We start from the raw sequence: 24,860 nt of genomic DNA, 5'->3' as shown, positions 1-24,860 counted from the left end.
ACGAAGAACTGATCAAGGTGAACAAGAACATCCGTCAGCATCCGGTGGAAGAAGTTGGAGCTTGGCTGCGTGAACGCATGTCCGGCATGACCCGCGTCGTGTAACCTTCGCAATACGGCATCACGATTTGGCTCACGTACGTTTTAGTACGCTACGCCAAATCGTTCTTTGTCTTGCTCGGTTCCACTTAGCGGGATAAAGAGTGGTGCTACGGGGACTCGCGCCTTGTCTCGCTCGCTTACTTAGCGGGAGATAGCGGCCTCGCTATACTCGCTTATCCAAGCTTTCGGAAAGAAGTGTATAACTGGCTGTAATGAACATTTTCAAGAGTCCGTCGAACATTCGGCGGGCTTTTTTTGTGTTTTTGCTGTGGAAAGAGGTCTAGAATTCTCTTTTTTGTGTGGCGGGGCGTATAAGAAAGCGAAATTTGTTTTTTTTATATGCCCCGTTTGTGTAAAATACAGACAAAGTAACTTGATTTAAGATGATTTTGCTCCTGATGGGGCGTATAAATGTGATGAAAACTATGCTTTTATATGTCCCGTTATTGAGGATGTCGCTTTCTGAAGTAAGTTTTGTGCTTTGAAGGGCGTATAAAACTGCAATGGAAAGTAATCTTATATGCCCCTAGAACAAAAAACATCTTTTTTTTGTCCCCAAAAGCGCGCATTATAGAAAAATTCGATAACTTCGCATAAAAACATTGTATTGGACGGGGTGAAAATCGCGTTCTATATTTGGCAGCACCTAAAGTTGTACGGAGATGCTGTGAAGATAGAACGGCTTAAAACGGATTTGTTGATTATAGGCGGCGGGACGGCCGGCTGTTATGCCGCGATTACTGCCACGTCAAATGCCGCGGGAAATAAAGGCGCTGGCCTCAAAATTCTAGTCGTCGAAAAGGCGAACATCAAGCGGAGCGGTTGTCTTGCCGCTGGCGTAAACGCGCTGAACGCCTACATTACCGAAGGCCGCACGCCCAGGGATTACGTGGAATACGCGAAGAAGGACGCCGCCGGAATCGTGCGCGAGGATTTGCTCTATTCCATTTCGGAGAGGTTTAACGAAGTCACGGCGCACCTGGAAAAGCTGGGCCTGGTCATCTTGAAGGATAAGGACGGCAAGTATGTGACGCGCGGGAACCGCAACATCAAAATCAACGGCGAGAACATCAAGCCGATTTTGGCGGCGGCAGTCGCGAAGGCCCCGAACGTTCAGGTGTTGAACCACGTGAACATTTTCGATTTTTCCGTTCACGACAACAGGATTGACGGCGCGTTCGGTTTCGGGATAGAGAACGATACTTTTTACGCCATCGAGGCGCGCGCGGTGATTGTCGCGACGGGCGGTGCGGCTGGGCTTTACCGCCCGAACAATCCTGGATTTTCACGGCACAAGATGTGGTACCCGCCGTTCAATACGGGTGCGGGTTACGCGATGGGCATCCGTCATGGTGCCGAGATGACCACGTTCGAAATGCGGTTTATAGCGCTCCGTTGCAAGGACACGATTGCCCCGACGGGAACGCTTGCGCAGGGCGTGGGCGCCAAGCAGGTGAATGCGCTCGGAGAAGTTTACGAGACCAAGTACGGGATTTCTACCTCCGAACGCGTGTACGGCACGGTGGCCGAAAATCTGGAAGGCCGCGGGCCGTGCTACCTGCGCACCGTCGGTATTACGCCCGAACAGGAAGAATCGCTCCTGAAGGCTTACCTGAATATGGCTCCATCGCAGACGATTCGCTGGATTGAAAACGACACGCCGTCGAAGGCGAATGTGGAAATCGAAGGTACGGAACCCTACATCGTGGGCGGCCACACCGCAAGCGGTTACTGGGTGGATACCAAGCGCGCGACGACTATTGAAGGTCTCTATGCCGCGGGCGATGTTGCCGGTGGTGCCCCGCAAAAGTATGTGACGGGCGCGCTTGCCGAAGGTGAGATTGCGGCAAAGAGCGCGGTGGAGTATATAGAGAGTTTGTCGGCCCTTCGGCTGATTCGACAAACTCATCAACCAGCTCAGGGACCTGACGTGCAATTTAAGGTTGCTGAGCATGCCGAAGCAACCATTAAGGAGGGCGAGATTGAAAACCACATCGCAGAAATCGAGAAGTTCCTCAATAACAAGAACGGCGCGGACACCGCTGAAAGTCTTGAAGAAGCAATGCAAGCGGCTATGGACGCTTATGCAGGCGGCATCAAGACGGGCTATCGTTATAGCGAAAATCAGCTAGCAATTGCCCGCAGGGAAATCGAGAAAATCGAGGCCCGTGTGGGCGACCTGCATGCAGACGACTTGCAAGAAGTCATGTACATCTACGAGCTCAAGGAACGCCTCACGGTTTGCAAGAGCGTGATTGCGCACCTGGCTGCCCGCCACGAAACGCGTTGGCACAGTTTTGCCGAAAACACCGACTATCCCGAAAAAGACAACGAACGTTTCCGCAAATATGTGAATTCCCGTCTCGAAAACGGACAAATTAAAATCATCTTGCGTGAACTCACCGCAGAAGGGCAAAGGAACTATGAGCATCATCATTGATCAAGGCAAGTGCATCGGATGCGGGCGCTGCCACGACGTTTGCCCCGGCACGTTAATCAAGATAAACGAGAACAAGAAAGCGTTTATCAAATACCCCAAGGACTGCTGGGGTTGCACCTCGTGCATCAAGGAATGCCCGGTTCATGCCATCCGATTCTTCCTCGGTGAAGACATTGGTGGCAAGGGCAGCAAGGTGCACACCGAAAAAGTTAAGGGAGAAAAGAACGATATCGTGCGCTGGATTTTTGAACTGAATGACGGAAGCGTCAAGACTATCGATATCGACCCCAAGGAATCAAATAAGTATTAAAAGAATTCACAACATTCGTCATTCCGGGCTTGGCCCGGAATCTTAATGGAGATTTAAATTGAGCGAATTTTCACACCTCGACGAGCTGGAAGCCGAAGCCATCTACATCATCCGCGAAGTCGCAGCTGAATGCGAAAAGCCGGTGATGCTCTACTCTATCGGCAAGGACAGTTCAGTCATGCTACATTTGGCCATGAAGGCCTTTTACCCCGAAAAGCCGCCTTTCCCGTTCTTGCACGTGAACACCACGTGGAAGTTCCGCGAGATGATTGAGTTTCGCGACCGCACGGCGCAAAAGCTCGGCATCGAGATGCTGGAATACATCAACCAGGATGGCGTAAGTCGCGGCATCAACCCGTTTGACCATGGTTCTGCATATACCGACATCATGAAGACGCAGGCCTTGAAACAGGCTTTGAACAAGTATGGTTTTACCGCGGCATTTGGTGGCGGCAGGCGCGACGAAGAAAAGTCCCGCGCAAAGGAACGTATTTTCTCGTTCCGCAATTCCGCACACGCCTGGGATCCGAAAAACCAGCGCCCCGAAATGTGGAAACTTTACAACACCAAGATTAACAAGGGCGAAAGCATCCGCGTTTTCCCGATTTCCAACTGGACCGAAAAAGACATCTGGCAGTACATCAAACGCGAAAAGATTGATATTGTCCCGCTGTACTTTGCAGCCCCGCGCCCAGTCGTAGTACGCGATGGCAACATCATCATGGTCGATGATGAACGCTTTCCTTTGCACGAAGGCGAAACACCCGAAATCAAGTCGGTGCGTTTTCGCACGTTGGGCTGCTACCCGCTCACGGGCGGCATCGAATCGACAGCGACAACGCTTGACGAAATCATTGATGAAACCCTAAGCGCTGTATCTTCGGAACGCACTTCCCGTGTGATTGACAACGAAGCCGCGGGCAGCATGGAACGCCGCAAGAGGGAGGGATATTTCTAATGAAAGGCTTGTTGAAGTTTATTACATGCGGCAGTGTGGACGACGGAAAGTCGACGCTCATCGGGCATATCCTTTACGATTCCAAGTTGCTTTATGCTGACCAGGAAAAGGCGCTGGAGCTCGATAGCAAGGTGGGTAGCCGCAACGGAAAAATCGACTATTCCCTTTTGCTCGATGGCCTGATGGCCGAACGCGAACAGGGTATTACCATCGATGTGGCGTATCGCTATTTCACGACGGATCGCCGCAGCTTTATTGTGGCGGACACCCCGGGGCACGAGGAATACACCCGCAACATGGCGGTGGGCGCCTCGTTTGCGGACCTCTCCGTGATTCTCGTAGATGCATCGCAAGGCGTTCTCGTACAGACGCGTAGACACGCCCGCATTTGCAGGCTGATGGGTATTCGCCACTTTGTCTTTGCCGTGAACAAGATGGATCTTGTGGGCTACAGCGAAGATGTATTCAACAAAATCAAGGTACAAATCGCAGAACTTGCACAGACTCATTCCCTGAGCAACATACAAGTTATTCCGCTTTCGGCAACAGAAGGCGACAACGTTACCATCAAATCGAAAAACATTGCATGGTATCAAGGTCCTGCATTACTTGAATACCTTGAAAATGTCGATACATCAAGCTCTGCACTAGAAAAGGGATTTTACATGCCCGTGCAGCGCGTGAGCCGCCCCGACCGCACATTCCGCGGTTTCCAAGGACAAATTGAATCAGGAACAGTTCGAGTCGGAGACGTCATCAAATCCCTCCCGAGTTACGAGAAAGCATCCGTCAAAAGCATTCTCTACACAAACAGGAATGTCGAAGAAGCCCACGCTGGCGAACCGGTCACGATTACGCTAGACCGTGAAGTTGACGTATCGAGAGGTTGCGTGCTCGCTAGAGATGCAAGCATCGGTAGCTACAAGAAAATCAAGGCGTCACTTTTGTGGATGGATGACGAGCCGCTTTCGCTAGGCAAAGACTACCTCGTCAAAATCGGGACAAAGATTATTCCTGGAACACTCACGAAAATCGACTATGCCATTGACGTGAACACAGGCGCACACTTAGAAACAGAAAGCATTTCCAAAAACGGGATTGCCGTCTGCGAACTTGTTTTCGCCGAAGCCATTGTCGTTGATCTTTTTGAAAAGCACAAAACGCTTGGCGAGCTCATTCTCATTGACATCGTAACGCATGCAACAGCCGCTTGCGGCGTTGTTGAAGGGCTCTACGAAAAGCAACTTCAATCCAACGAAAAGGCAGCCTTTGTGCAAGGCGAGCGCCATGGTCGAGGAGAAATTTTTGAAGAATTTTTCTACGATACAGCAACGCTCTCTGTCGTAAAACAGCAACCTGTAAAGCAACACTACACGGTTGACGACGAAATTCCCACCACAGGCGAAAGCTACCACTACCCCGATGATTTTGATATCATCATTTTGCGAGACAATATCGCCGTCAAGGTGCGCGGTAAGCGCATCGTGGCAATTTCCCCGGTAGCCGAATACCGCTACGGAAATGTTCCCGTCATCAATGGACGAGGCTTTGAAATCAAGGTCAACTCCGATGAAGACGTATCTCGCTTGCTTCGCGAATACGCCGAAGCGGGTGAAATTGGCCGCGAAGAATTTTTCAAGAAGTGGACAGTTTTTGACACATACAGAAAAGTTGTGATAAAGTAACAACTGACGCACACCGTTGTCATTCCAATAGTTGTCACAGTTGTCTTTCTAATAGTCATCCCCGCGAAGGCGGGGATTTTTTGTATAGCAAAAACCGATAACTCCGCATAAAATTAAAGTATTGGACATGGTAAAAAACGCCTTCTATATTTGTGCGCACAAAAAACAAAACACAACAAGAACACCAAACAAGAGAGGTACAAGAATGAACCAGAATTTTGCAAAGCTCGCCGCCGCTGCGGTCATTACGACTTCCCTTTTCGCTTCAAACGTCTTTGCCCAGGAAGCCCCCAAGGCAGAAGAACCCGCTTTCAAACTCACCGGCAACGTGCAGGCACAGGCCATCAAGGCCGTTTACGATAACGATGCCGACAACACGCTCGACAATTCCTTCTTGCGTGCAAACATTGGCGGAAAGTACACTTCCAGCGATTTCGAGGCGGTAATCAACCTGCGCATTTTCTCTCCGGCCTTTGGCAACAAGAACGTGACGGATGTAACTGTAGATCAAAATGGAAATGTCAAGGCAACCAAATCTGCACAAGACAGGTTTAGTGCGGATACCTACTATGCCAAGTACAAATGGAACACTGGTTTCGGCGATTTCAGTGCGCAATTCGGTCGCTTTCGTACCGACTGGACTGTTGCCGGTAACTTCGGTACCTACGTGGACGTACACCTGAACAAGCGCGGATTCCTTGCCCGCGATTACCAGCACGACGCTCTCGGCTTCGGCTTTGACAAGGGAATTTCTAGTTTCAGCCTGTTGCTCGGCACTTACGACAACAAGTTCGATACCGGTTATCTCCGCGCTGAAGAAACCCTCAAGTTCGGCGATGCGAAAATCAGCGCCGCCTACCGTGGAAACGTCCTTGATCCTATCCAGCACACGGCAGAAGTCTCGCACCGCATTGCAGGCCGCGCAAGCTACTATTTCGCGAAGAATCTCGGCCTCTACGGCGAAGTTGCCTACATCACCACGGGTGACGGCGAAAACCTCTCGGCAGCAAATGCCATCAAGTCTGAATACGCCCAGGGTACCGACTACGTTCCGTTCTTCGTGGGTGTGGAAATCCCGACTGCGGGCATCTTGAACAGCCTGTATGCGGAACTTGAATACGTTGCCGACCGCGACGAGATTCAGGCCGATGCCGATGAACTCGCCTGGACGGTGAGCCTCATCAAGAAATTCGGCAAGCACAGCAAAATTCAGCTGAGCGCCTACAGCGAAAAGGAACTCTCTGATGTTGCCATTGCTGCCCGCTTTACCGCAAGCATCCAGTAATTACATCTCCAAAACCTTCCCCTGGCGTAATCCGCGCCGGGGGGCTTTTTTTATGCTAATGAGAGGCTTCGCTTTCCACTTGCCAGGTGAAGCCTGCCGCCTCGATGGTGCGGAATGTTTCTTCGAGGCTCTGGCCGCCTTCGGTGAGGTAGCCTGACGCAAAAATAGAGTCGGCTACCTTGAAGAGCGTCTTCTCGTGCCCCTTGAAATACACTTCGCGGCCGGCGGCGCAGCGGATATCCGATTTCGGGAGCATCAGGCGCGCAAGGCAAAGCACCTTGATGCAGTATTCGGGCGTGAGAACTGAAATGTCGCGCTCCGCAAGGCGCGTACCTTCTACCGGCAGCAGGAAGTTGATGGGCACCGAATCCGGATTAATCTCAAGCAGCTCAAAAAGCATGTCCACCACGTCTTCGGGCGTTTCTCCCATGCCGATGATGCCGCCGGAGCAAATCTCAAAACCGAGACCCTTGAGCATTTTCAGGTTGTCGATTCGTTCCTGGTACGTGTGCGTGGTACAGATGTTCGGGTAAAAACGACGGCTACTATTCAAGTTGTGATTGATGCGGTTGAGTCCTGCCTCTTTAAGAATCAACGCTTGCTTTTCGGTCAGGAACCCGATAGAACAACAAATTTGCGTGTCGTTCTTTTTCATCTTGCGGATGCGTTCGGCGAGCTTTTCGATGTCATCGTCAGCGAAGCGGATTCCACTCAATCCGATGCAGTGCCTCGCCAAATGCATTTCGTCAACGAGGTCGTTGTCGCCGTAAAGTTTCTTGTCTTCTACATAGCGGTACTTTTCAATCGGCGCTTCGGAATCCCGCGACTGGGCGCAATAGGCGCAGTTCTGCGTGCAGTTTCCGCTGCGGACATTGGTGAGCAACTGGATGCTGACGCGGTTTCCCTTGTACTTTGTACGCAACTGGTAAGCCTGTTCAATCAAGTTCGGCAAGGAATCTGCGTGCGCGTTCAAAATTGCAAGAGCGGTGTGTCGATTCATAGTAGAAATCTATCCTATAGAAAATTATTATAAGCCAAAGCGTTGTTTTTTAAGTCGCCGTTTGCTACTTTCCTACTAAAAATATAGGAAAAAACAAACCAAGGAGCGCATAATGTCTTCCACCCATTATATGGATTTGTTGATGCAGAATTCGCCGTGGAACTTGATTCTGTTCATGGCAATTCCTGTCGTCTTGGCAGAAACCATCGCGATTACGGAACTGTTGATTCCGCTCCTCTCGCAAAGGGCCGAATTGACAAAAAAGGTGAACCGCATGTGCGGCGTTCTCGCAGGCATTGCATTTATCGGCATCATCCTTTACCTCGTCCCTGCTGTAGTCCTGCCGCTTGCGTCCAATGGGGAATTCAGGACATGGGTCGATGCGGTCGCCATCTTCTCGTATCTGCTGGCGGGCATCCCGATGATTCTGCTGGCGCTGCTCAACTTGAAGTTGCTCTTTAAGCGTTCGGAGCCGAAGAAAAGGCACATCATCCGCATTTCTTTGCTGGCCGCATTCTTGGTTCTTTCTCACATTGCTATGATTTTTGGCATGGTGGATCCGTCCATAGCAGGCTACCAGCCGGCAAAGCAATCCGTCGAGATGAATCATTCTCACCATCATTCACACGGCGATATTCAGCAGGATTTTTTGCAGCAAGACCATTCCATGCACGACCATTCGCATCATCACTGATGCGTAAAAATCACGCTTGTAGTAACGCTGTAATTCCTTGTTTAAGCCGGTTGAGCCCTTCTAGGCACACACTTTTAGGGCATGCAACATTCATCCGCAAGAAATGTTCTCCACCGGTACCGTAGGCGTCACCCCCGATAAGGAATAGTCCCGTTTTGCGCCTTAAATAGGCGGCAACATTCCTTCCCGACTCGCGCAGGGCCGAAATGTCGAGCCACACGAGGTAAGTGGCGTCTCCCTTGACGGCCTTGATTTCCGGGAGTTCCTTCGCTAAAAAGTCTTCAACCAGTTTCCGGTTTTCCCAGAGGTATTCGCGCAGGCTTTCAAGCCATTCTCCGCCGCGGTTAAAGGCTGCCTCGGTGGCCACCGTCGCAAAGGAATTGGGCGCGGCGATTTTATCCGTATAGAGCGCATGCCTCACTTTTCGTCGTAGAACAGGATTCGGCACATACACCGCCGATGTATGGAGACCCGCCAAGTTGAAAGTCTTTGTCGGGGCAATACAGGTGACGCTTACTTCGCGGCAAGTTTCGGAAGCCGTTGCAAACGGCACATAACTTTTCCCAGGCTCCGTAATGTCGCAATGGATTTCATCAGAAATGACGGTGACATTGTACTTCTTGGCAAGTTCGCCGATTTTTGCCAAATCTTCTGCACTCCAGATTTTTCCAATCGGGTTGTGGGGATTGCAGAGAATCATCGCATTTGCCTGCGAGTTCGACAACTTTTGTTCCAGATCCGTAAAATCGATGGAGTAAGCCCCGTCTTTGTACAAAAGCTGGTTTTCAACAACGTTGCAACCGCTATTTTCGATGCAGTTGTAGAAGTTGTTGTAGACCGGAGATTGGATGACGATGTTTTCGCACGGGGCGGCAAGCCGCTTGATTACGGAGAGAATCGAAGGCATCACGCCCGCAGAAAACGTCAAGTTTTCCTTTTCCATTTTCAGGCCATGACGTTTTTTCCACCAATTGATGTAGGCATTGTACCAAGCGTCGGGAACATCCGCATACCCGAAAACACCATGATTCAGGCGGCTTTTGAGCGCATCTAAAATTTCGGGGGCAGTCCGGAAATCCATATCCGCCACCCACATGGGGAGCACGTTTTCGGCGACATTCCACTTTATAGAATCCGCATTCCGCCGATCAATTACTGTATCGAAATCATATTTCATTGCACAAATCAAGGTTTAACTGAATAAAGATAGAACCTTGTGCACACTATTCCTAATACATTTTTTCTATAAGCCGCAGTAAATCAGGTGAACGCCTTCGAATGCGGAAAGTTCTGCTGAATCCCTGAAAAAAGCTTCGTCGAGATCTTTTGGGGTAAGGTCGTGGCAATATTTGATGCCCGATTTTTTGGCCAGTTCAATCACTTGTGCGGGGTCGTAACCATCAGCCATTCGTTCGCCACATGCGGCGGCAATTTGCTTTAGGCGGCTGATTTTAGTGGTGCTGTCCGCGCTGTTCTGCTCTTTTTCGTAGTAATCGAAAACCACCACGCTATTAGTCGCTGCAATCTGGGAAATCTGCGAAATGGTCTTGAAGAAAATTTCAATCGGAATGTAGTAGGACACTCCAAGAATCGAAAAGACGGAGCGCTTTTTGGGATTAAATCCCGCATACATCAATCTGTCAATGATGCTGTCTTTGTTGAAATCAATTTCTACAAAGTGAACTTTAGGTCGCCTTTTGGTGAAAAGTTCCCGCATCCGCTCAATCTTGAAAACCTGAGTTTCATAAAGGTCCAATTCAAAGACATCTACATTTTGGCTTTTGTTCCTAAGCGCAAAAGAATCTAGGCCCGCACCCAAGAGCACATATTGCACGTCTCCTGTTTTCTGCTTGGTATCGACAATATCTTCGGCAAAACGATTACGCGGAAGAACAATCGGTAGGAAATACTGATTCAGTAAATCCTTGGTTAGATAATTTTTAACGCCTGGCTTTTTCGCGGGGAGAAACGTCTTTGCGAGGTTGCGGGCGTGGCGGTATTCCTTTAAACCGACAAAATCCAGCGCAAATTCGTCTTCAAAAATCTTTTCGCATTTACTGTGGGTGTGTACGGCCCGGGCAAGAGCGCACAAAAGCGCAGTTTTGCTAATCATGTCTAATTCGCCTTTGTCCAGAACAAGAGTTTGCGTTTTACAAATTCAAAAAGTTCCATAATCGCAAGCACGACAATTCCTGTCCAAAGAATTCCTGCCACCATGTTGGGATAGTCGGAATAGTCCGCATAAAATTGCACAAAGTGCCCAAGCCCCGTATTTTCGCCGAAGAGTTCTGCGACCGTGAGCATGATGAACGAAAGTCCCATGCCTACGGAAAGCCCTGAGAATATGGACGGAAGGCTTGCTACAAGGGCAATTCTCCACAAGTATTCAAAGCGACCTATTCCAATAATAGCGGCGTTGCGTTTGTATTTTTCGGGAATATCGGCGGCACCGGCTGCCGTATTCAAGTAAATAGGCCAGAATGCAGCAATAAAAATGATAAACGTGGATGACAGGTAAAAGGTCGGGAGAATCGCAATAGCGTAGGGAATATAAACGTTGGGCGGAATCGGCGCTGCAAATCGGGAAATCGGTTTCAGCATGTTGCTTATCCAAGAAACAGACCCGGAAAGAATTCCGATGGAAATGCCGACAATGGCCGCCACTAGGTAAGCGGGGACAAGTTTCAAGAGGGACGCTCCTGCACTTCGCAAGAGTTCTTCACGAGAATCAAAGAGGGCGTTCGCTATCGCCTTGGGCGATGGAAACAGGTATTGGCTGCTCCATTCCGGGCCACAACTGATGAAAGCCCAGATTCCCAGTAAAAACAGGAGGAAAAGAATTCCTGAAAGCTTGGATAGATATTTTTTAAAAGTTCTCATATGCTTGCACCTCCCTGTACGATATGCCCGAGTTTTTCAAGGACATCTTTGTGGTAGGCATCTTCAATGGCAACGATAGTCTGTTGAACTTTTTCGTCGCGGAACCAATCACTACGATTTTTCCTTACCGGGAAATCCAGAGGAATGTCTGCAATGATACGGCCTGGTGTCGATCCCAATACGACAATTCGACTTCCCAAATAGACGGCTTCACGAATATCATGAGTTACAAACAACGTTGTAATTGGTCGATCTTTTACGCCACGGCAAAGTTCCAAGACCAAGTCCTGAAGGCTTGCTCGGTTTACGGGGTCAAGCGCCCCAAAAGGTTCATCTAATAAAAGGGCATCGGCACCAACGCTCAGGGCTCTTGCTATTGCTCCGCGTTGGCGCATTCCGCCCGATAGTTCAAAGGGATATTTGTTGAGGCTTCTCGAAAGTCCCACCAAGTTCAGGTATTCTTCGGCCAAATGTTTCGCATCGCCACTCTTGACTTTTTTAGTCTTCTTGATGGCGAGCGTGACGTTCTGGAGAAGGGTGAGCCATGGAAAAAGGGAGTAGTCCTGGAAGACGACGCTCCTTTCGGCGGAAGGTTTTTCGATTTCCTTTCCGTTCCAATAAATATGGCCTTCGCCCGGCTTGGTGAGGCCTGCGAAAAGATTCAGCAAGGTGGTTTTACCGCTGCCGCTTTCGCCCAGCAGGCACACGAATTCACCTTGATTTATTTTCAAGTTGATGTCTTTCAGGATGGCCTTGCCATCGTAAGAAAAACCGAGATTCGTCGTTTCAAAACCACTTTGCGTTTGACTCATGTTGTCTCACCTCTAGTTTCTGGACTTGAATATTTTTTCAGCATTCGCGTAGAACTCGGAATTCGGCTTTTGCTTGCGGAGTTCTGCGATGGCTTTCTGGTAGAAGTCGGTACGCACATATTCAGCGACCTTCTTGTCGGACTTGATGAATTCAGCATCCTTCAAGAAATCCCAGAAGAATTCGACGCCCTTCACGTTCGGGTCGGTATCTTGCGTGACATGACCGCTGTAGAACGCCTTGTTGACAAGGGCTGTGTCGAGCTTGATCCACTTGGCAATAATTTCCACACTCTTCTTGTGGTCATTTTGCACCAGTTCCTCGGCTTCGATCAGCGACTTGACCAAGCGCTTGTAAACGTCCTCGCGACCGTCAATCTTGCGGAGCGAGGCAATCAGGCGGCAGCAGATGTGGCCCGGATTGATGTCCTTACTGCGAAGCACCACGGAAAGGCCCGCTTCTTCGGCACGGAGGTCATGCGGACCCCAAGTGACGCCTGCGTACACGCTGCCGTTCTTTACAGCTTCGATTACTGCAGGCGGGTTCTTGAGTTCCACGATGGTCACGTCTTTGTGCCAGTCGATGCCTTCTTTCTTGAGGCCGCCACGAACGATTGCATCGGCAGTACCCAAGCGAATAGTCGCGATTTTCTTGCCCTTGAGATCGCTCAACTTCTTGACGGAGCCAGCGTTTTCCTTGCGGGTGATGACAGCCTGGTCGCCACCCATGATACCGCCAATGACGCGGATGTCTGCGCCTTGTGCAATGTGGATGAGCGGAGCGAGAGAGCCGAATGCACCGGCGTCGAGTTTGCCCGCGCGGACTGCGGCGATGCCGTCACCGGAATTCGAAAATTCCACCAAGGTCACGTCAAGGCCGTTCTTCTCGAAGATGCCGGCATCTTTAGCGATGAAGAATTTTCCCTGACCCGTAGAAGAGAGGTAACCGATGGAAATCTTGTCTGCGGCAAAAGCAGATGCGGCACAGGCGAAGGTGAAAAGGAATGCCAAAGCAATCCGAGAATGCTTTTTATGAAGATTATGATTCATTGTCAAACCTCCTTATTAGAATCCGTATGTTGCGGAAAGTTGATAACGGTTCAGGTCGGCTTCCTTTACTTTCTGGGTGCCGGCAGTCAGGTAATCCGTTTGGATGTGAAGGTATTCAAATCCGAGCGAGAAGGCTTCGGTCAGGTTGTAGGTCGCGTTTGCGAAAACGGAAATGTTCTGTTCGCGGCCGCCAACGGTTTCGATGTCGTCTCGGTCCAGTTTGTCAATACCAGAACCCACGTTGATTGCCAGCTTTTGAATCAACTTGGCCTGCAATGCAATCCATCCACCGTAGGCCTCGATGCTTTTTACGCTTTCAGGATCGTTGGCATTGGCTGTAAAACCGCGTCCGATGCCTGCGGCGTATGTATCCAGGTTTTCTCCGATGAATCCTTCGCCAAGAATGGCGATTGTGCCGGTAATGGGAAGGGTCAAGTCCACATTCGCAGACCATGTGGGGATATCTTTGGTATCACCGGTATCATTCAGGTCGATTTCTTCCTTGCCGTAATGGCCCGAAACGCCTAGGCCGAACTTCTTGTCTTTTACCCACAGGGGAACGGCTATGCCGACGCGTCCCTGGAACGTGGGAATGTCAGCATCGGTGCCGGTTTCTGAGGCGGAAGTCGTGTTGTACGGCTGGTTTTCGCCGATGGTGCGGACAATGGCGGCTGCAATGTCCACGGAGCCTCCTGCAACGGGGATTTTCTCGGTGAGTCTCAGCTGGGCCCTGCGAAGGCCCGCGTCACCGGAGTTGTTGAGAACGCCGGCATTGAGCGTCGGCGTCACCAACGGAGAAATCACGTCCCAAGTTTGACCGCCCAAAATGGAGAAGCCAGTCTTGCCGAAAGAAACTTCGCCATAGCCGTGACGGAGGCGCGGATTGGGATTGTTGGCGGAACCACCCCCGTAGAAGTCCACTTCGACCTTACCGTTTGCCTTGAGGTATGTCGAATCGTCACCGCTCGAAAGGTTGAGGCCGATTCGGGTCAGATTCGGGGTCAGATGCCAACCGCCGTCGTTTTCATTGGTGATGTCCGAAGCCGCAACGAAGTTGGCGAAGTTGCCGTTGTTGCTTTTTGAGTCTTCGTAGGCGGCGTTAAGAGATGCAAAACCGTAGAGAGTTGCGGTTACGCCGGATTTCGTGGTGACTGAAATGGACTCTGCGGAGAATGCTGCGATTGCAGAGGCGAGAATGATTTTAGCTGTGGTATTTTTTGTGAGATTCATTGAAAATCTCCTTTTTTTATAATTGTTGGATTACCACGCAGAATAAAATTCTGCGAGCGTTTGGGAAAATGCCGAATGCCTAAAAAGGCATTGGCTTATTTACTGAGAATTGCTCGTGCGTGGCTTTCCCAACATGTCATCTAGCAAATGCAGATGCTTATTGGAAAATGCCCTGAGCCAAAGTACAAGTGCTACACATATAGGTATCCTCGTTCTATTTTGTTTGACTTATTTGTTTATTTTCCGCCAACGGATGCGCTGTAAATCTTTTCGAGCAGATTCAGCGCGCCCTTGTAACCGACGAAACTACGATTGATAATCAAGGTTTCGCTGGAAGGGGGAGTAACTTCGAAGAACAAAGCTCCCTTGTCGTTGGCAAGATTGATTTCCCACGAAGAAGCGAGAATCAAGGGCTTTCCAGAAGAGAAATCGACTTCCTTGATTGACTTTTCAATCAGGTAGCCATCTTCCTCAAATTCCACCTGGACATCGACGCCTTCGCTAATGTTGTGGAAGGCTTTTTCGATCTGCTCGCGGAATTTCTGCGGAGGATCGTCGCTGACAATTGCCTTGCGCGGAATAAGTCCGATCTGGTCGGCAAGGAACTTGGTGTAGGCAAGCGTGTAGGCAGAATCAGCGGTGATGGCGAATTCGCTCGGCATGCCGTACCAGTATTCAGCGAAGAATTCAGAAAAGTGTTCCAGATAGTAGTAATAGATACCATTTTCTTGTTCAATGAACTTTTCGCTCTGTTCCTTGTCGATTCCTGCAAATTCGACAACCTTACGGATGAATTCGCTTGTCGCTTCGGCACCAATGGGAATTTCAGGAATGTGAAGGAACGGCTGACCGTATTTTTCTTGAAGGTGTTCGGCATTGCGAACGCCAACCCAAGGCGAAACCACCAGGTTGAACTGAGCTTCCGGAATGCGCAACCAGTCCTTGACACCATTATTTTCGGGTCCAAACAGCACGTTGACTTCAAAACCTGCGCCGCGAAGAATGCGGGCCAGTTCCTGATAATCACCGCGCCAGTTCTGGTTGTAATACGGAACTTCGGACCAGAGGTTGATAAGGCCCTTCTTGCGTTCGCCCTTGTAATCGCCCACGAACTGGTCGACAATGGCATTCACGACTTCTTCGTGACCGAAAAGGTTGTTGCCCTTGAAACCTGCGGTATCAACAGCGACAATCGGGTAACCCAAATCGCGATATTCGTTAACCAGGCTCGAGACGTCGTCACCAATGAGGCCGCCCACGCAACCGGTGAGAACGACATAGAGGTCGCCGTTGAAAACCTTGAGCGTCGATTTGATCAACTGATCCAAAGTCTTGATGCCGCCGAACACGATGTCGTTTTCGGTGGAGTTTGCGCTCGGCATGTTGCCGGCACCGGCGTAAATGCTACCCTGGAAACCGTTTTCGAACGTGAGGAAAGCAGTTTGCTTGAGCTGGCAACCCGGAGAGCAGTTGGCAATAGGCACGGCACCCTTGATGCCGACAACCGTATTAGACGCGCCAACTGCGCAAGAATAGCGGGGGTCCGAAATAGAATTGCTTTTTTTCTTTGTTTTAAGTGCTTCTGACATTTTCGAAATCTCCCTTACTATGCGTTTTCCGAATAGGGTTCTTTATCTTTGCTGAACTTGAGGTTTCTCGGTTCAGGAAGGTCGTTAAGTGTTTCCGGGTGATGCGTCAGGTAGAACGGATCGTCCTGAGCGAGCCACCAATCAGAATACGGGAGCTTTACATTACGCTTGAGAACCTGGTTGAACTTTGTACGCGAAAGAACGCCCTTGAGCATTTCGCCAATGCGGAGAATACCTTCGTAGCCCACCGGAATATGCTCGTCGCCCATGGTGAGGGTCGGGAATCCGAGGTGGCCCGCAACAGAGGCAAGACCCGGATGACGAATGAGCAAGAAGTCCGTCTTGGCGCGCTTCAAAAGCTGCGGAAGCTGGAAGGCGCGGGTCTTACTTACGGTATAGTGCGGAATGTCGCCGTAAGTTTCCACAAGCTCTTTCAACGTGTCCTGATGTTTTCCAGCACCATCGTAAATGGGGTCGTGATGGAAAACGAGGGCTGCGTCGTGGCCAATTCCCAGCTCCGAAAGAACGCTGATAAGGCCGTGAGCATAAGCAGAACCCGTCATCACGATGCCATTCTTGCCCTTGAAAAATTCGCGGAGTTCGGCAAGTTTCGGAGCGATACGCTTGTGTTCGCTTTCGATGTATTCTTCGACTTCCTTTTCCTTGCCGACAACCTTTGCAATGGCGCGGAGCCATTCGTCGGTACCCTTGATGCCGTAAGGCTGCGGGGCGTCAATTTGCGGAACGCCGAAGGATTCTTCAAGTGCCGTAGCCATGTAGCCGCCCAACGTATCGCAGAAGGTAGCGGTCGCGACAGCTTCGGAAGCTTGGCGGATTTCTTCGAAGGATGCCGTATCCAGAAGGTAATTCACGCGCAGCCCAAGCGGAGCGAGCATTTCGGAGAAATAGTCCGAACCCCAGAGGGCAACGATGTTAATCAAGTCATTCTGCTTCTTGGTCGGGTGACGTTCCACAATCTGGCGAAGAACGCCATGGAAGGCAATGTCAAAGCCAGTAGACCAGTGCTTGGAGCGGAAACCTTCGCAATGCAGCGGAATGATAGGTACGCCGACTTCGGGTTCCATTTCTTCGGCAATGGAATCGATGTCTTCACCGATAATAGCGGTAGCGCAAGCCATGCCGATGAAAATCGCCTTGGGGTTGAAGCGTTCCTTCGCGTCACGAATCGTTTGGCGAAGCTTTTCGGAAGCGCCGAACACCATGTCCTGTTCTTTAAGGTTGGTGCTGATGTTCAACGTATTTTGCAAAGGCTTGCCGCGACGCTTAAGGCCCACATGCATAGAAAGGTTGAATTTGGAGTTTTCGCCACTGCAGCCAATCGGAGAATGGTCAATCAGGGCGCAGTCCGTCAAATTACCTACCTGGCACTGGATAATAGCGTTAGAGCACATGGTTTCTTGGTTGAGCGGGGACGCTAGCTCGCAAAGCTTACAGCCGCTACCCTTGCCTGCACAGCCACCATGTTTTTTTGCGCTGCGTTCGTCATAGGCAGATTCCTTAATCAGGTCGCTCGCCTTGCCGTCCCAGCCGATAATCGTACCCAGTCGATATTCGCGGTTTTCGACCGAGGTCATGTTAAGGTTAATATTGGTCGATGCCATAGGATTTATTTCTCCTAAATCTGGTAGTCTTTTTCCATCATGCCGTAGTCGATAAGGATCTGTTCCAGGCGATCCTGCGTCATCGGGGTCGGAACGGTGAACATTTCGTTTTCGTCGATGTTCTTGGCGAGTTCGCGGTAGACGTTTGCCTGGCTGGACTTCGGTTCAAATTCAATCACCGTCTTCTTGCGAATTTCTGCCTGCTGCACGATGTTGTTGCGCGGTACATACTGAATCAGCTGCGTGTTGAGTTCCTTGGTAAAGGCACGGAGCAAATCGAGTTCGTTGTCCACGTTGCGGCTATTGCAAATGATGCCACCCAAGCGCACTTCGCCATGCTGGGCATACTTCGCGATACCCTTACAGATGTTGTTTGCTGCATAAAGGGCCATCATTTCGCCGGAAGCGACGATGTAAATTTCCTTGGCCTTACCTTCACGAATCGGCATGGCAAAACCACCGCACACCACGTCGCCCAACACGTCGTAGAAAACGTAGTCAAGGTCTTCGGTATAAGCGCCGAGCTGTTCGAGCATGCTAATGGAGGTGATGATGCCGCGACCTGCGCAACCCACGCCTGGTTCCGGGCCGCCGGATTCCACGCAGCGAACGCCCTTGAAGCCCACTTTTTCGAGGTCAGAAAGCTGAATTTCAGTCTTGTTGTCACGAATGGTGTCAAGCACCGTCTTTTGGTGAAGGCCGCCGAGCAAAAGGCGGGTAGAGTCTGCTTTGGGGTCGCAACCGACAACAAGAACGTGTTTACCTTGTTCGACAAGGCCTGCAGTCAAGTTTTGGGTCGTAGTCGATTTGCCGATGCCGCCCTTTCCGTAAATAGCGATTTGACGTAAACGTTTTGCCATAATTTTAAGTCTCCTTAGGTTGTTTGTTGCCTACAGAAACGCTAGGTGGCGAAATTTTAGAATTGTCTTTTTTGATATCCAATATCTTTCGGGGGTGTTTTTTGAGAAAATTTCAAAAAAATCTCTCAGCCATAAATGCTCCCTATAGTCGGATTTGGCTCCAATCTATACCTAGCACAAAAAAAGTTTTTTTTGTCTTTTTTGCCATCTGATTCGTCTTGGATTTTGCTATTCGGCTTTTTAAATTCTAACCCACTTGTTTCATAGAAAAAACTGATAAGCTGCGGAACGCTAGGTAAATGTTCAACAATTTTTCAGCAGAGACTATGGCAATAAATCAAGAAACTGTTTTTAGAGAACACCCATGCTTTGGTGCGTGCAAGAACAGAAAAGGACGCATTCACTTGCCGGTTGCTCCGGGATGTAATATCGAATGCCGTTTTTGTGACCGCCGTATCAACGAAGATGCGCAGGTTCCCGGGAATACGAGCAAGGTTATCAAGCCTGAAGAAGCCTGCGGATACATCCGCAAGGCACTCGAATACGTACCGGAACTTACTACCGTGGGTATTGCGGGGCCGGGCGATACGCTGGCGACCCCTTTTGCGCTGGACACGTTCCGCCTTGTCAAGAAGGAATTCCCGAACCTTATCCGTTGCATGAGTACTAACGGGCTCTTGCTCAACGACAGGGCGGATGAAGTCATTGAAGTTGGAATTGATACCCTTACCGTCACGGTGAATGCCGTGGATCCTGAAATCGAGGCGATGATCAACGCTAGGATTTTTTACCACGGCAAGACCTATACAGGTGTCGAAGCGGCCAAAATCCTTATTCACAACCAACTGGAAGGTATCCGCAAGGTTGCCGCCAGCGGGACACTCGTGAAGGTAAATACCGTGCTTTGCCCGGGTATCAATGACAAGCACATCGAAGACGTTGCAGCCACCGTCCGCGAAGCCGGTGCAATCATCTACAATATCATTCCGCTCATTCCGCAAAACGGATTCAAGGATTTGCCCGCCCCGAGTGCAAAGGCGCTTGCAATCGCTCAGGAAGAAGCGGGCGTATTTATTAACGTCTTCAAACATTGCTCCCACTGCCGTGCCGATGCCGTAGGCGTTCCCGGCGTTTACGATATCGGTGCGCAAATCTACATGGACCGTATCCGTGTAAAGGAGACCTTCTCTCATGGCTAAATATAAAATCGCAGTAGCCACAAACGATGGTGTGAATGTCAATGTTCACTTTGGGCATGCTGCCGCATTTGATATTTATGAAGTCGATGATGCGAGCGGAAAATTTGAAAAGATCGAAGTTCGCGTAAAGCCGGAACATTGTGACGGAACGTGCGGGGACGGCACTTGTGGCCAGCGCGATATGGAACATTTGTCGATGCTTACGGCAGCAAGGAATCTATCCGATCTGGATTACGTTCTTTGCTCGCAGATTGGCCCGCAGGCAATCCAGGCTTTGGCGCGCTTTAATGTCCGTGCGTTCGATATCGGTCTCCCGGTTGCTGACGCAATTGCTAAAATAAACTTATATCGCAATAAGATTGCTCAAAGAGCCCTAAAAATAAGGGAAAGTATAGTCTAAATCTATAGAAAGTCCTAAAAAAATTGTATTAGACGCAGCGACAAACGCGTTCTATATTTTTTGCCCGCTATTGGGGTGCTTTACATGGACTATAAAAAGACTTTGACTTTTCAGCAATTGCGTTATGCCGTCGGGATTGCCAATACGGGCTCGTTCAGCAAGGCTGCCGAGATGCTGTTCATATCGCAGCCATCGCTGACAACGGCAATCCAGGATCTGGAAAAAGAAATTGGCATTATCATTTTCAACCGCACGAATCGCGGCGTGACGCTCACGCCCGAAGGCGAGGAATTTGTAGCTCGCGCAAATGAGCTCATAAACCATTTCAAATCGGTTGTAAAGCGCTATGGCAAGGAAGAACAGAAGAAGAAAAGATTCGCTGTTTCGACGCAACACTATTCCTTTGCTGTCAAGTCCTTTATGAATATGGTCAAAAGCTACAATATCGATGATTACGACTTTGCGCTCCGTGAAACAAAGACTAAAGAAGTCATCGATGATGTGATAAGCCTTCGCAGTGAAATCGGAATTATCTATCTGAGTGATTTTAACCGGAAATACATTACTTATCTACTCAAGGAAAACGATCTTGTTTTTCAGAAGCTGATTGTCTGCAACGCTTATGCCTACATGTGGAAAAATAATCCCCTGGCATCCAAGCAGTATGTCACTCTTGAAGACCTTTCGCAGTACCCGTGCCTTTCGTTTGAACAGGGCGAAAGCGGAAATTACTATTTCGCCGAAGAAATATTGAGTACAAATGAATATCACAAGACGATCAAGGCGAATGACCGTGCTACCATGCTGAATTTTATGGTGGGGCTTAACGGCTACACGCTTTGTTCTGGAATTATCAGCGAAGAAATAAATGGATCCGATTATGTTGCCGTTCCCTTCAAGGACGATAACGGTGAAAACGACCGTAATATGGAAATCGGTTACATTGTCAAGAAAAACTTCATGTTGAGTACCATTTGCCGCATCTATATCCGCGAAATGGAAGAATACTTGAAGGCTTACACTGCTGAACGCAATATCTTATCGTAAGATTCGCTTTCGAAATTTTAAATCTTAAATAAAGTATGTCAAATCAGATTTTTCGGTGGAGCCGAGCATTGTCGCGACGCCGCCGAGTTCCACGCCGTCAATCAACTCTTCTGCAGTGATTCCCATCAGTTCCATCGACATCTGGCACGCGACAAATTTCACACCTTTCTGCCTTGCGCTTTCAATCAATTCTTCCAGCGAAGAGACTCCGTTCTGCTTCATCACGGCTCGAATCATCTTTGCGCCGATACCGCCAAAGTTCATGCGCGAAAGCCCGAGTTTCTTGGAGCCGCGGGGCATCATGAACCCGAACATTTTTCCGATGAACGATTTCTTGACGCGGACCTTTTTGGGCCTGCGCAAAATGCTTACTCCCCAGAAGGTAAAAAACATCGTGACCGGGCGGCCCATCGCAGCGGCACCATTAGCCATGATGAACGAAGCGATGGCCTTGTCCAAATCGCCACTAAAAACGACAAAGGTCTTGCCGTGCTCAAAATCCCTTTTTTTGAGAGATTGGGGCGTGTCGCGCTTTACGATGGTTGCGTAAATGACTCCGTCTTTTTCGGTGAGCGATTTTAGTTCGTTGCCGGTACGCTGGCACCAGACATCCACATCCGAGAAGAACGCCTTCTCGGTCGCTTCCACTTGGACTTCTTCGCCGACGGACACGCTTTTGACTGCTTCGTCCACCTTCACGATGGGTCCCGGGCACTTGAGGCCCTTGGCATCCACGAAATGCACTTTCGGGACAGCTTCAAGCCCGCCTTCCACATTGTACACGTCGTAATCGCGGTCGGCGAGGATTTCAGCAACCTCTTCGGAGCGGTCCCCCGTGGAGCAGAAAACGTAAACGGGTTTGTCTTTCGGGATGCCGTCTATCTTCTTGGACAGTTCAAAGAACGGAACCTGCAACGCACCATTTACAGGGCGTACGATGGCTTCGCTCGGCTCGCGGACATCGAGTAAGGTCGAATTCTTGGGATCAACCTTGTAGAAATCTTTTGCAAGGAATTTTTTGACTTCGGACATATAATAAAAAATAAAACCTCACCGGGAGCGTTTCAAATACATTTTTCCAATCGCCAATTATCGCTTTTTTGAATGACCGGCGCGAATTCGGCTCTCTATAGAAAAATCCGATAATACCGCATAAGAATTAAGTATTGGACAGTGGCAAAAACGCGTTCTATATTTCGGCGCACAAAAAAACAACAAACAAAAACAATAAACAAGCGAGGTATAAGAATGAATCAGAATTTTGTCAAGTCCGCCATTGCGGCAACCCTCCTGATTGCGGGAACTATCGGTTTTAGCGCATGTTCTTCTTCTGACGAGCAGAAGAGCGAGGCATCCGCCAAGAAGGTCGAAAAGCAGACGCTCACCAACGTGTCTTACGACCCGACGCGTGAACTCTACGCCAACTACAACGAAGCCTTCAAGAAGCACTGGAAAGAAAAGACAGGCGGCGAAGTGGAAATCACGCAGTCTCACGGCGGTTCCGGCAAGCAGGCCTTGGAAGTGGCCAACGGTCTTGAAGCCGACGTGGTGACGCTCGCCCTTGAATTCGACGTGAATGCCGTGCGCGACGCGGGCCTCATCGAAGACGGATGGGTCAAGGAATTCCCGCTGAACAGTTCCCCGTACACATCCACCATCGTGTTCCTGGTCCGCAAGGGCAACCCGAAGGGACTCAAGGATTGGGGCGATCTCGTGAAGCCGGGTATTGGCATCATCACGCCGAACCCGAAAACTTCCGGTGGCGCGCGCTGGAACTACCTCGCCGCCTGGGCATGGGCCGAAAAGCAGTACAATAACGACGAAGCCAAGGTCAAGGACTTCGTCAAGAAACTGTTCCAGAACGTGCTCGTGCTCGCTTCCGGTGCACGCGGCTCTACCACAACCTTTATCGAAAACGGCCAGGGCGACGTGCTTCTCGCATGGGAAAACGAAGCCTTCCTCGCGCTCAAGGACTACCCGAACGACTACGAAATCGTAATCCCGAGCATCAGCATTCTGGCGGAACCCTCTGTTGCCATCGTGGACAAGGTGGTCGACAAGCGCGGCACCCGCGAACTCGCTACCGAATACCTGAACTACCTCTACAGCGACGAGGGCCAGCACATTGCCGCGAAGAACCATTACCGCCCCTCCAACAAGGCCATTCTCGACCAGTACAAGGAATTCGACCAGAACGTGAACTTGATTTCTATCGAGCACTTCGGCGGCTGGGACAAGGCGCAAAAGACGCACTTCTCCAACGGCGGCATCTTCGACCAGATTTACGAAAAGAAGTAAGCCAGTTTGTCATTCTGGAGCCTCGAAGAGGCGATAGAATCTAGGGCCAAATTGTCATAGCGAAAATCCCTGCTCTTCGGAGCGGGGAATTTTTTTATATTTCTTTCGCCACCTTCCAGTTGCACTTTTTATCTGAATCGGAACGGCAAAGAATGCCTGCATCCACGAGCTTTTTCATATCGCGGTGGATGGTCTCTCGCCGGACTCCAAAGCGTTCTGCCAGTTCCGTTTGCAGAATATTCGGATTCTCTTTCACAATGTCTAGAATCTATTTCTGGCGTTCACTGATTTTTACTGTGACTTTTTACTGTGATATTTTACTGTGACATTTTTTGATTTTTCGACCGCAGCTTTGTCTTTGACTTTCTTGTAGTCAACATGCAAATAGCGATTTTTCAGTTCGTTATGTTCGCCCATTAGCAGGTTCCGGAAGAACTTTTCAAGATTCTCTGGTTCCTGCTGGATTCCCTTTCTCACATTCTTGTAGTTGGCGCGGACGAGCGCATTCCTGAAATACCACGAATTCTTGGCGAAGATGTCGTTCCCGACCTTTTCACAGCAAAAATTTCAACAAAATTCGGAATATGTTCAAATACTCCGTATTTCGTTGAAAAATATTGAGAGCTCTACTACAACTTTGAATATTTGTAATCGTTTCATACAATATTGGTTATAGTCAAATCCTATAACAAACAATAGTTAAATAGTATGCGTTTATGGCTTGACAGGGGGGAAATCTTATTCTATCTTATTGCCTACAAGATTGATAGGGAAAACAAAATGGTTTGTGAACCCTAAGCATTCGAAGGAGCGCCTATGATAAGTGACTGTCGAATGCCGAGAGGCATTCTGAAAACGAACTAGCCGAAAGTCTTTCGTCCTTAAGGCTTTGCAGGTTAGAAAAATAAGCCTAAGGATATCTTCAAAAACCATATATCGCGAGCACGGGTCTCTTTAGACCCGGTTGCCCGCTGCAACCTAAAAAGGAATTTTTATCATGACGACACAGAACAAGCTCCACTTTGAAACTCTCCAGATTCACGTTGGCCAGGAACAGGCGGACCCCGCAACCGATTCTCGCGCAGTTCCTATTTATCAGACTTCTTCTTACGTGTTCCATAATGCACAGCATGCTGCTGACCGTTTCGCCCTGAAGGCTGGCGGTAACGTTTATGGCCGTATCAACAACTCTACACAGGGTGTGCTCGAAGAACGTATCGCTGCCCTCGAAGGTGGCGTTGCCGCCCTGGCTGTCGCATCCGGCGCTGCTGCAATTACTTATGCCATCACGGCTCTCGCTCGCAAGGGCGATCACGTGGTTGCCCAGCGCACTGTTTACGGCGGTACTTTCAACCTGCTGCAGCACACGCTCCGCGAATTCGGTATCGAAACCACTTTCGTGG

General features: G+C 49.7%; 22 protein-coding genes and 2 pseudogenes. 11 read left to right on the top strand and 13 right to left on the bottom strand.

Features of this window, described 5'->3' with window-relative positions; all coding sequences use genetic code 11:
- The first annotated feature begins 768 nt into the window (after positions 1 to 768).
- The 5 genes from Q0Y46_RS13640 (at position 769) to Q0Y46_RS13620 (ending at position 6,779) form a co-directional block, all read left to right on the top strand.
- The gene (locus tag Q0Y46_RS13640) at positions 769 to 2,541 is read left to right on the top strand and encodes an adenylyl-sulfate reductase subunit alpha (protein ID WP_297948147.1); all 1,773 of its coding nucleotides are present in this window, start codon (positions 769 to 771) and stop codon (positions 2,539 to 2,541) included.
- Complete coding sequence (locus Q0Y46_RS13635; protein ID WP_297948145.1) at positions 2,525 to 2,851, top strand: ferredoxin family protein; 327 nt, start codon at positions 2,525 to 2,527, stop codon at positions 2,849 to 2,851. The genes Q0Y46_RS13640 and Q0Y46_RS13635 overlap by 17 nt, the downstream gene beginning before the upstream one ends.
- A 58-nt stretch (positions 2,852 to 2,909) precedes the next feature.
- Complete coding sequence (gene cysD / locus Q0Y46_RS13630; RefSeq protein WP_297948142.1) at positions 2,910 to 3,809, top strand: sulfate adenylyltransferase subunit CysD; 900 nt, start codon at positions 2,910 to 2,912, stop codon at positions 3,807 to 3,809.
- Positions 3,809 to 5,494: a GTP-binding protein gene (locus Q0Y46_RS13625; RefSeq protein WP_297948139.1), complete on the top strand. Its 1,686-nt coding sequence runs from the start codon at positions 3,809 to 3,811 to the stop codon at positions 5,492 to 5,494. Before cysD ends, Q0Y46_RS13625 begins: the two co-directional genes overlap by 1 nt.
- 205 nt (positions 5,495 to 5,699) lie before the next feature.
- Entirely contained in the window at positions 5,700 to 6,779 is a 1,080-nt protein-coding gene (locus Q0Y46_RS13620; RefSeq protein WP_297948136.1) for a hypothetical protein, read from the top strand.
- Between the two features lie 55 nt (positions 6,780 to 6,834).
- Here Q0Y46_RS13620 and bioB read toward each other — a convergent pair whose 3' ends face one another.
- Positions 6,835 to 7,779 (bottom strand): biotin synthase BioB, encoded by a 945-nt coding sequence (gene bioB / locus Q0Y46_RS13615; protein ID WP_297948133.1) that lies wholly within the window; start codon positions 7,777 to 7,779, stop codon positions 6,835 to 6,837.
- Between the two features lie 112 nt (positions 7,780 to 7,891).
- Between bioB and Q0Y46_RS13610 the strand changes: the two genes are divergently transcribed.
- Entirely contained in the window at positions 7,892 to 8,473 is a 582-nt protein-coding gene (locus Q0Y46_RS13610) for a DUF6803 family protein (protein WP_297948130.1), read from the top strand.
- Positions 8,474 to 8,483: 10 nt separating this feature from the next.
- On the opposite strand, the gene Q0Y46_RS13605 is transcribed toward Q0Y46_RS13610, so the two are convergent.
- The 9 genes and pseudogenes from Q0Y46_RS13605 to nifH all read right to left on the bottom strand — a co-directional run.
- The gene (locus Q0Y46_RS13605; protein ID WP_297948127.1) at positions 8,484 to 9,650 is read right to left on the bottom strand and encodes a MalY/PatB family protein; all 1,167 of its coding nucleotides are present in this window, start codon (positions 9,648 to 9,650) and stop codon (positions 8,484 to 8,486) included.
- 66 nt (positions 9,651 to 9,716) lie between these two features.
- Complete coding sequence (locus Q0Y46_RS13600; protein ID WP_297948124.1) at positions 9,717 to 10,586, bottom strand: class I SAM-dependent methyltransferase; 870 nt, start codon at positions 10,584 to 10,586, stop codon at positions 9,717 to 9,719.
- Positions 10,587 to 10,588: 2 nt separating this feature from the next.
- Positions 10,589 to 11,353, bottom strand: coding sequence for an ABC transporter permease subunit (locus Q0Y46_RS13595; RefSeq protein WP_297948121.1), 765 nt, complete (start codon positions 11,351 to 11,353; stop codon positions 10,589 to 10,591).
- A complete protein-coding gene (locus Q0Y46_RS13590) occupies positions 11,350 to 12,165 on the bottom strand; it encodes an ABC transporter ATP-binding protein (RefSeq protein WP_297948117.1) in 816 nt (271 codons plus the stop codon). The genes Q0Y46_RS13595 and Q0Y46_RS13590 overlap by 4 nt, the downstream gene beginning before the upstream one ends.
- Positions 12,166 to 12,177: 12 nt before the next feature.
- A complete protein-coding gene (locus Q0Y46_RS13585; RefSeq protein WP_295684176.1) occupies positions 12,178 to 13,212 on the bottom strand; it encodes an ABC transporter substrate-binding protein in 1,035 nt (344 codons plus the stop codon).
- A gap of 15 nt (positions 13,213 to 13,227) precedes the next feature.
- Positions 13,228 to 14,442 carry a hypothetical protein gene (locus tag Q0Y46_RS13580; RefSeq protein ID WP_297948114.1) on the bottom strand — a complete coding sequence of 405 codons (1,215 nt, stop codon included), beginning with the start codon at positions 14,440 to 14,442 and terminating at the stop codon, positions 13,228 to 13,230.
- A 236-nt stretch (positions 14,443 to 14,678) separates the two neighbouring features.
- Positions 14,679 to 16,031 (bottom strand): nitrogenase component 1, encoded by a 1,353-nt coding sequence (locus Q0Y46_RS13575; protein WP_173798447.1) that lies wholly within the window; start codon positions 16,029 to 16,031, stop codon positions 14,679 to 14,681.
- A gap of 17 nt (positions 16,032 to 16,048) precedes the next feature.
- A complete protein-coding gene (locus tag Q0Y46_RS13570; protein ID WP_290961195.1) occupies positions 16,049 to 17,653 on the bottom strand; it encodes a nitrogenase component 1 in 1,605 nt (534 codons plus the stop codon).
- Positions 17,654 to 17,667: 14 nt separating this feature from the next.
- Positions 17,668 to 18,525 (bottom strand): annotated as a pseudogene (gene nifH / locus Q0Y46_RS13565) (nitrogenase iron protein); the annotation flags it as partial.
- Positions 18,526 to 18,839: 314 nt separating this feature from the next.
- Here nifH and Q0Y46_RS13560 point away from each other — a divergent pair.
- The 3 genes from Q0Y46_RS13560 to Q0Y46_RS13550 all read left to right on the top strand — a co-directional run bounded on the left by Q0Y46_RS13560 (position 18,840) and on the right by Q0Y46_RS13550 (position 21,159).
- Positions 18,840 to 19,712: a radical SAM protein gene (locus tag Q0Y46_RS13560; protein WP_173798449.1), complete on the top strand. Its 873-nt coding sequence runs from the start codon at positions 18,840 to 18,842 to the stop codon at positions 19,710 to 19,712.
- Positions 19,705 to 20,112, top strand: coding sequence for a NifB/NifX family molybdenum-iron cluster-binding protein (locus Q0Y46_RS13555; protein ID WP_173798450.1), 408 nt, complete (start codon positions 19,705 to 19,707; stop codon positions 20,110 to 20,112). The genes Q0Y46_RS13560 and Q0Y46_RS13555 overlap by 8 nt, the downstream gene beginning before the upstream one ends.
- A gap of 102 nt (positions 20,113 to 20,214) precedes the next feature.
- Positions 20,215 to 21,159, top strand: coding sequence for a LysR family transcriptional regulator (locus Q0Y46_RS13550; RefSeq protein WP_173798452.1), 945 nt, complete (start codon positions 20,215 to 20,217; stop codon positions 21,157 to 21,159).
- Between the two features lie 24 nt (positions 21,160 to 21,183).
- Here Q0Y46_RS13550 and Q0Y46_RS13545 read toward each other — a convergent pair whose 3' ends face one another.
- Positions 21,184 to 22,191: a DsrE/DsrF/DrsH-like family protein gene (locus Q0Y46_RS13545; protein WP_297948110.1), complete on the bottom strand. Its 1,008-nt coding sequence runs from the start codon at positions 22,189 to 22,191 to the stop codon at positions 21,184 to 21,186.
- A 216-nt stretch (positions 22,192 to 22,407) separates the two neighbouring features.
- Here Q0Y46_RS13545 and Q0Y46_RS13540 point away from each other — a divergent pair, with 216 nt between their 5' ends.
- Positions 22,408 to 23,457: a sulfate ABC transporter substrate-binding protein gene (locus Q0Y46_RS13540; RefSeq protein ID WP_297948107.1), complete on the top strand. Its 1,050-nt coding sequence runs from the start codon at positions 22,408 to 22,410 to the stop codon at positions 23,455 to 23,457.
- Between the two features lie 94 nt (positions 23,458 to 23,551).
- Here Q0Y46_RS13540 and Q0Y46_RS13535 read toward each other — a convergent pair whose 3' ends face one another.
- Together Q0Y46_RS13535 and Q0Y46_RS14965 are read right to left on the bottom strand one after the other, a co-directional pair.
- Positions 23,552 to 23,713, bottom strand: coding sequence for a MarR family transcriptional regulator (locus Q0Y46_RS13535; RefSeq protein ID WP_297948104.1), 162 nt, complete (start codon positions 23,711 to 23,713; stop codon positions 23,552 to 23,554).
- A gap of 116 nt (positions 23,714 to 23,829) precedes the next feature.
- Positions 23,830 to 24,006: pseudogene (locus tag Q0Y46_RS14965) on the bottom strand (cell filamentation protein Fic); the annotation flags it as partial.
- Positions 24,007 to 24,454: 448 nt separating this feature from the next.
- Here Q0Y46_RS14965 and Q0Y46_RS13525 point away from each other — a divergent pair.
- Positions 24,455 to 24,860, top strand: a 406-nt coding sequence (locus Q0Y46_RS13525) for a PLP-dependent transferase (protein WP_297948098.1), incomplete at its 3' end; no start/stop codon positions are given.

Origin of the sequence: uncultured Fibrobacter sp. (assembly GCF_947305105.1) — a bacterium.
Lineage (GTDB): Bacteria > Fibrobacterota > Fibrobacteria > Fibrobacterales > Fibrobacteraceae > Fibrobacter.
The sequence above is the reverse complement of the archived record's forward strand: the minus strand, read 5'-3'. Positions and strand labels throughout refer to the sequence as shown.

Excerpts from the sequence above, each read along its gene's own strand:
- Q0Y46_RS13575 (WP_173798447.1), bottom strand. The coding sequence starts at position 16,031 with ATGTCAGAAGCACTTAAAACAAAGAAAAAAAGCAATTCTATTTCGGAC.
- Q0Y46_RS13590 (WP_297948117.1), bottom strand. The coding sequence starts at position 12,165 with ATGAGTCAAACGCAAAGTGGTTTTGAAACGACGAATCTCGGTTTTTCT.
- Q0Y46_RS13595 (WP_297948121.1), bottom strand. The coding sequence starts at position 11,353 with ATGAGAACTTTTAAAAAATATCTATCCAAGCTTTCAGGAATTCTTTTC.
- Q0Y46_RS13545 (WP_297948110.1), bottom strand. The coding sequence starts at position 22,191 with ATGTCCGAAGTCAAAAAATTCCTTGCAAAAGATTTCTACAAGGTTGAT.
- Q0Y46_RS13600 (WP_297948124.1), bottom strand. The coding sequence starts at position 10,586 with ATGATTAGCAAAACTGCGCTTTTGTGCGCTCTTGCCCGGGCCGTACAC.
- Q0Y46_RS13635 (WP_297948145.1), top strand. The coding sequence starts at position 2,525 with ATGAGCATCATCATTGATCAAGGCAAGTGCATCGGATGCGGGCGCTGC.
- Q0Y46_RS13625 (WP_297948139.1), top strand. The coding sequence starts at position 3,809 with ATGAAAGGCTTGTTGAAGTTTATTACATGCGGCAGTGTGGACGACGGA.
- Q0Y46_RS13555 (WP_173798450.1), top strand. The coding sequence starts at position 19,705 with ATGGCTAAATATAAAATCGCAGTAGCCACAAACGATGGTGTGAATGTC.
- bioB (WP_297948133.1), bottom strand. The coding sequence starts at position 7,779 with ATGAATCGACACACCGCTCTTGCAATTTTGAACGCGCACGCAGATTCC.
- Q0Y46_RS13570 (WP_290961195.1), bottom strand. The coding sequence starts at position 17,653 with ATGGCATCGACCAATATTAACCTTAACATGACCTCGGTCGAAAACCGC.
- Q0Y46_RS13540 (WP_297948107.1), top strand. The coding sequence starts at position 22,408 with ATGAATCAGAATTTTGTCAAGTCCGCCATTGCGGCAACCCTCCTGATT.
- Q0Y46_RS13585 (WP_295684176.1), bottom strand. The coding sequence starts at position 13,212 with ATGAATCATAATCTTCATAAAAAGCATTCTCGGATTGCTTTGGCATTC.
- Q0Y46_RS13605 (WP_297948127.1), bottom strand. The coding sequence starts at position 9,650 with ATGAAATATGATTTCGATACAGTAATTGATCGGCGGAATGCGGATTCT.
- Q0Y46_RS13610 (WP_297948130.1), top strand. The coding sequence starts at position 7,892 with ATGTCTTCCACCCATTATATGGATTTGTTGATGCAGAATTCGCCGTGG.
- Q0Y46_RS13580 (WP_297948114.1), bottom strand. The coding sequence starts at position 14,442 with ATGAATCTCACAAAAAATACCACAGCTAAAATCATTCTCGCCTCTGCA.
- Q0Y46_RS13620 (WP_297948136.1), top strand. The coding sequence starts at position 5,700 with ATGAACCAGAATTTTGCAAAGCTCGCCGCCGCTGCGGTCATTACGACT.
- Q0Y46_RS13560 (WP_173798449.1), top strand. The coding sequence starts at position 18,840 with ATGGCAATAAATCAAGAAACTGTTTTTAGAGAACACCCATGCTTTGGT.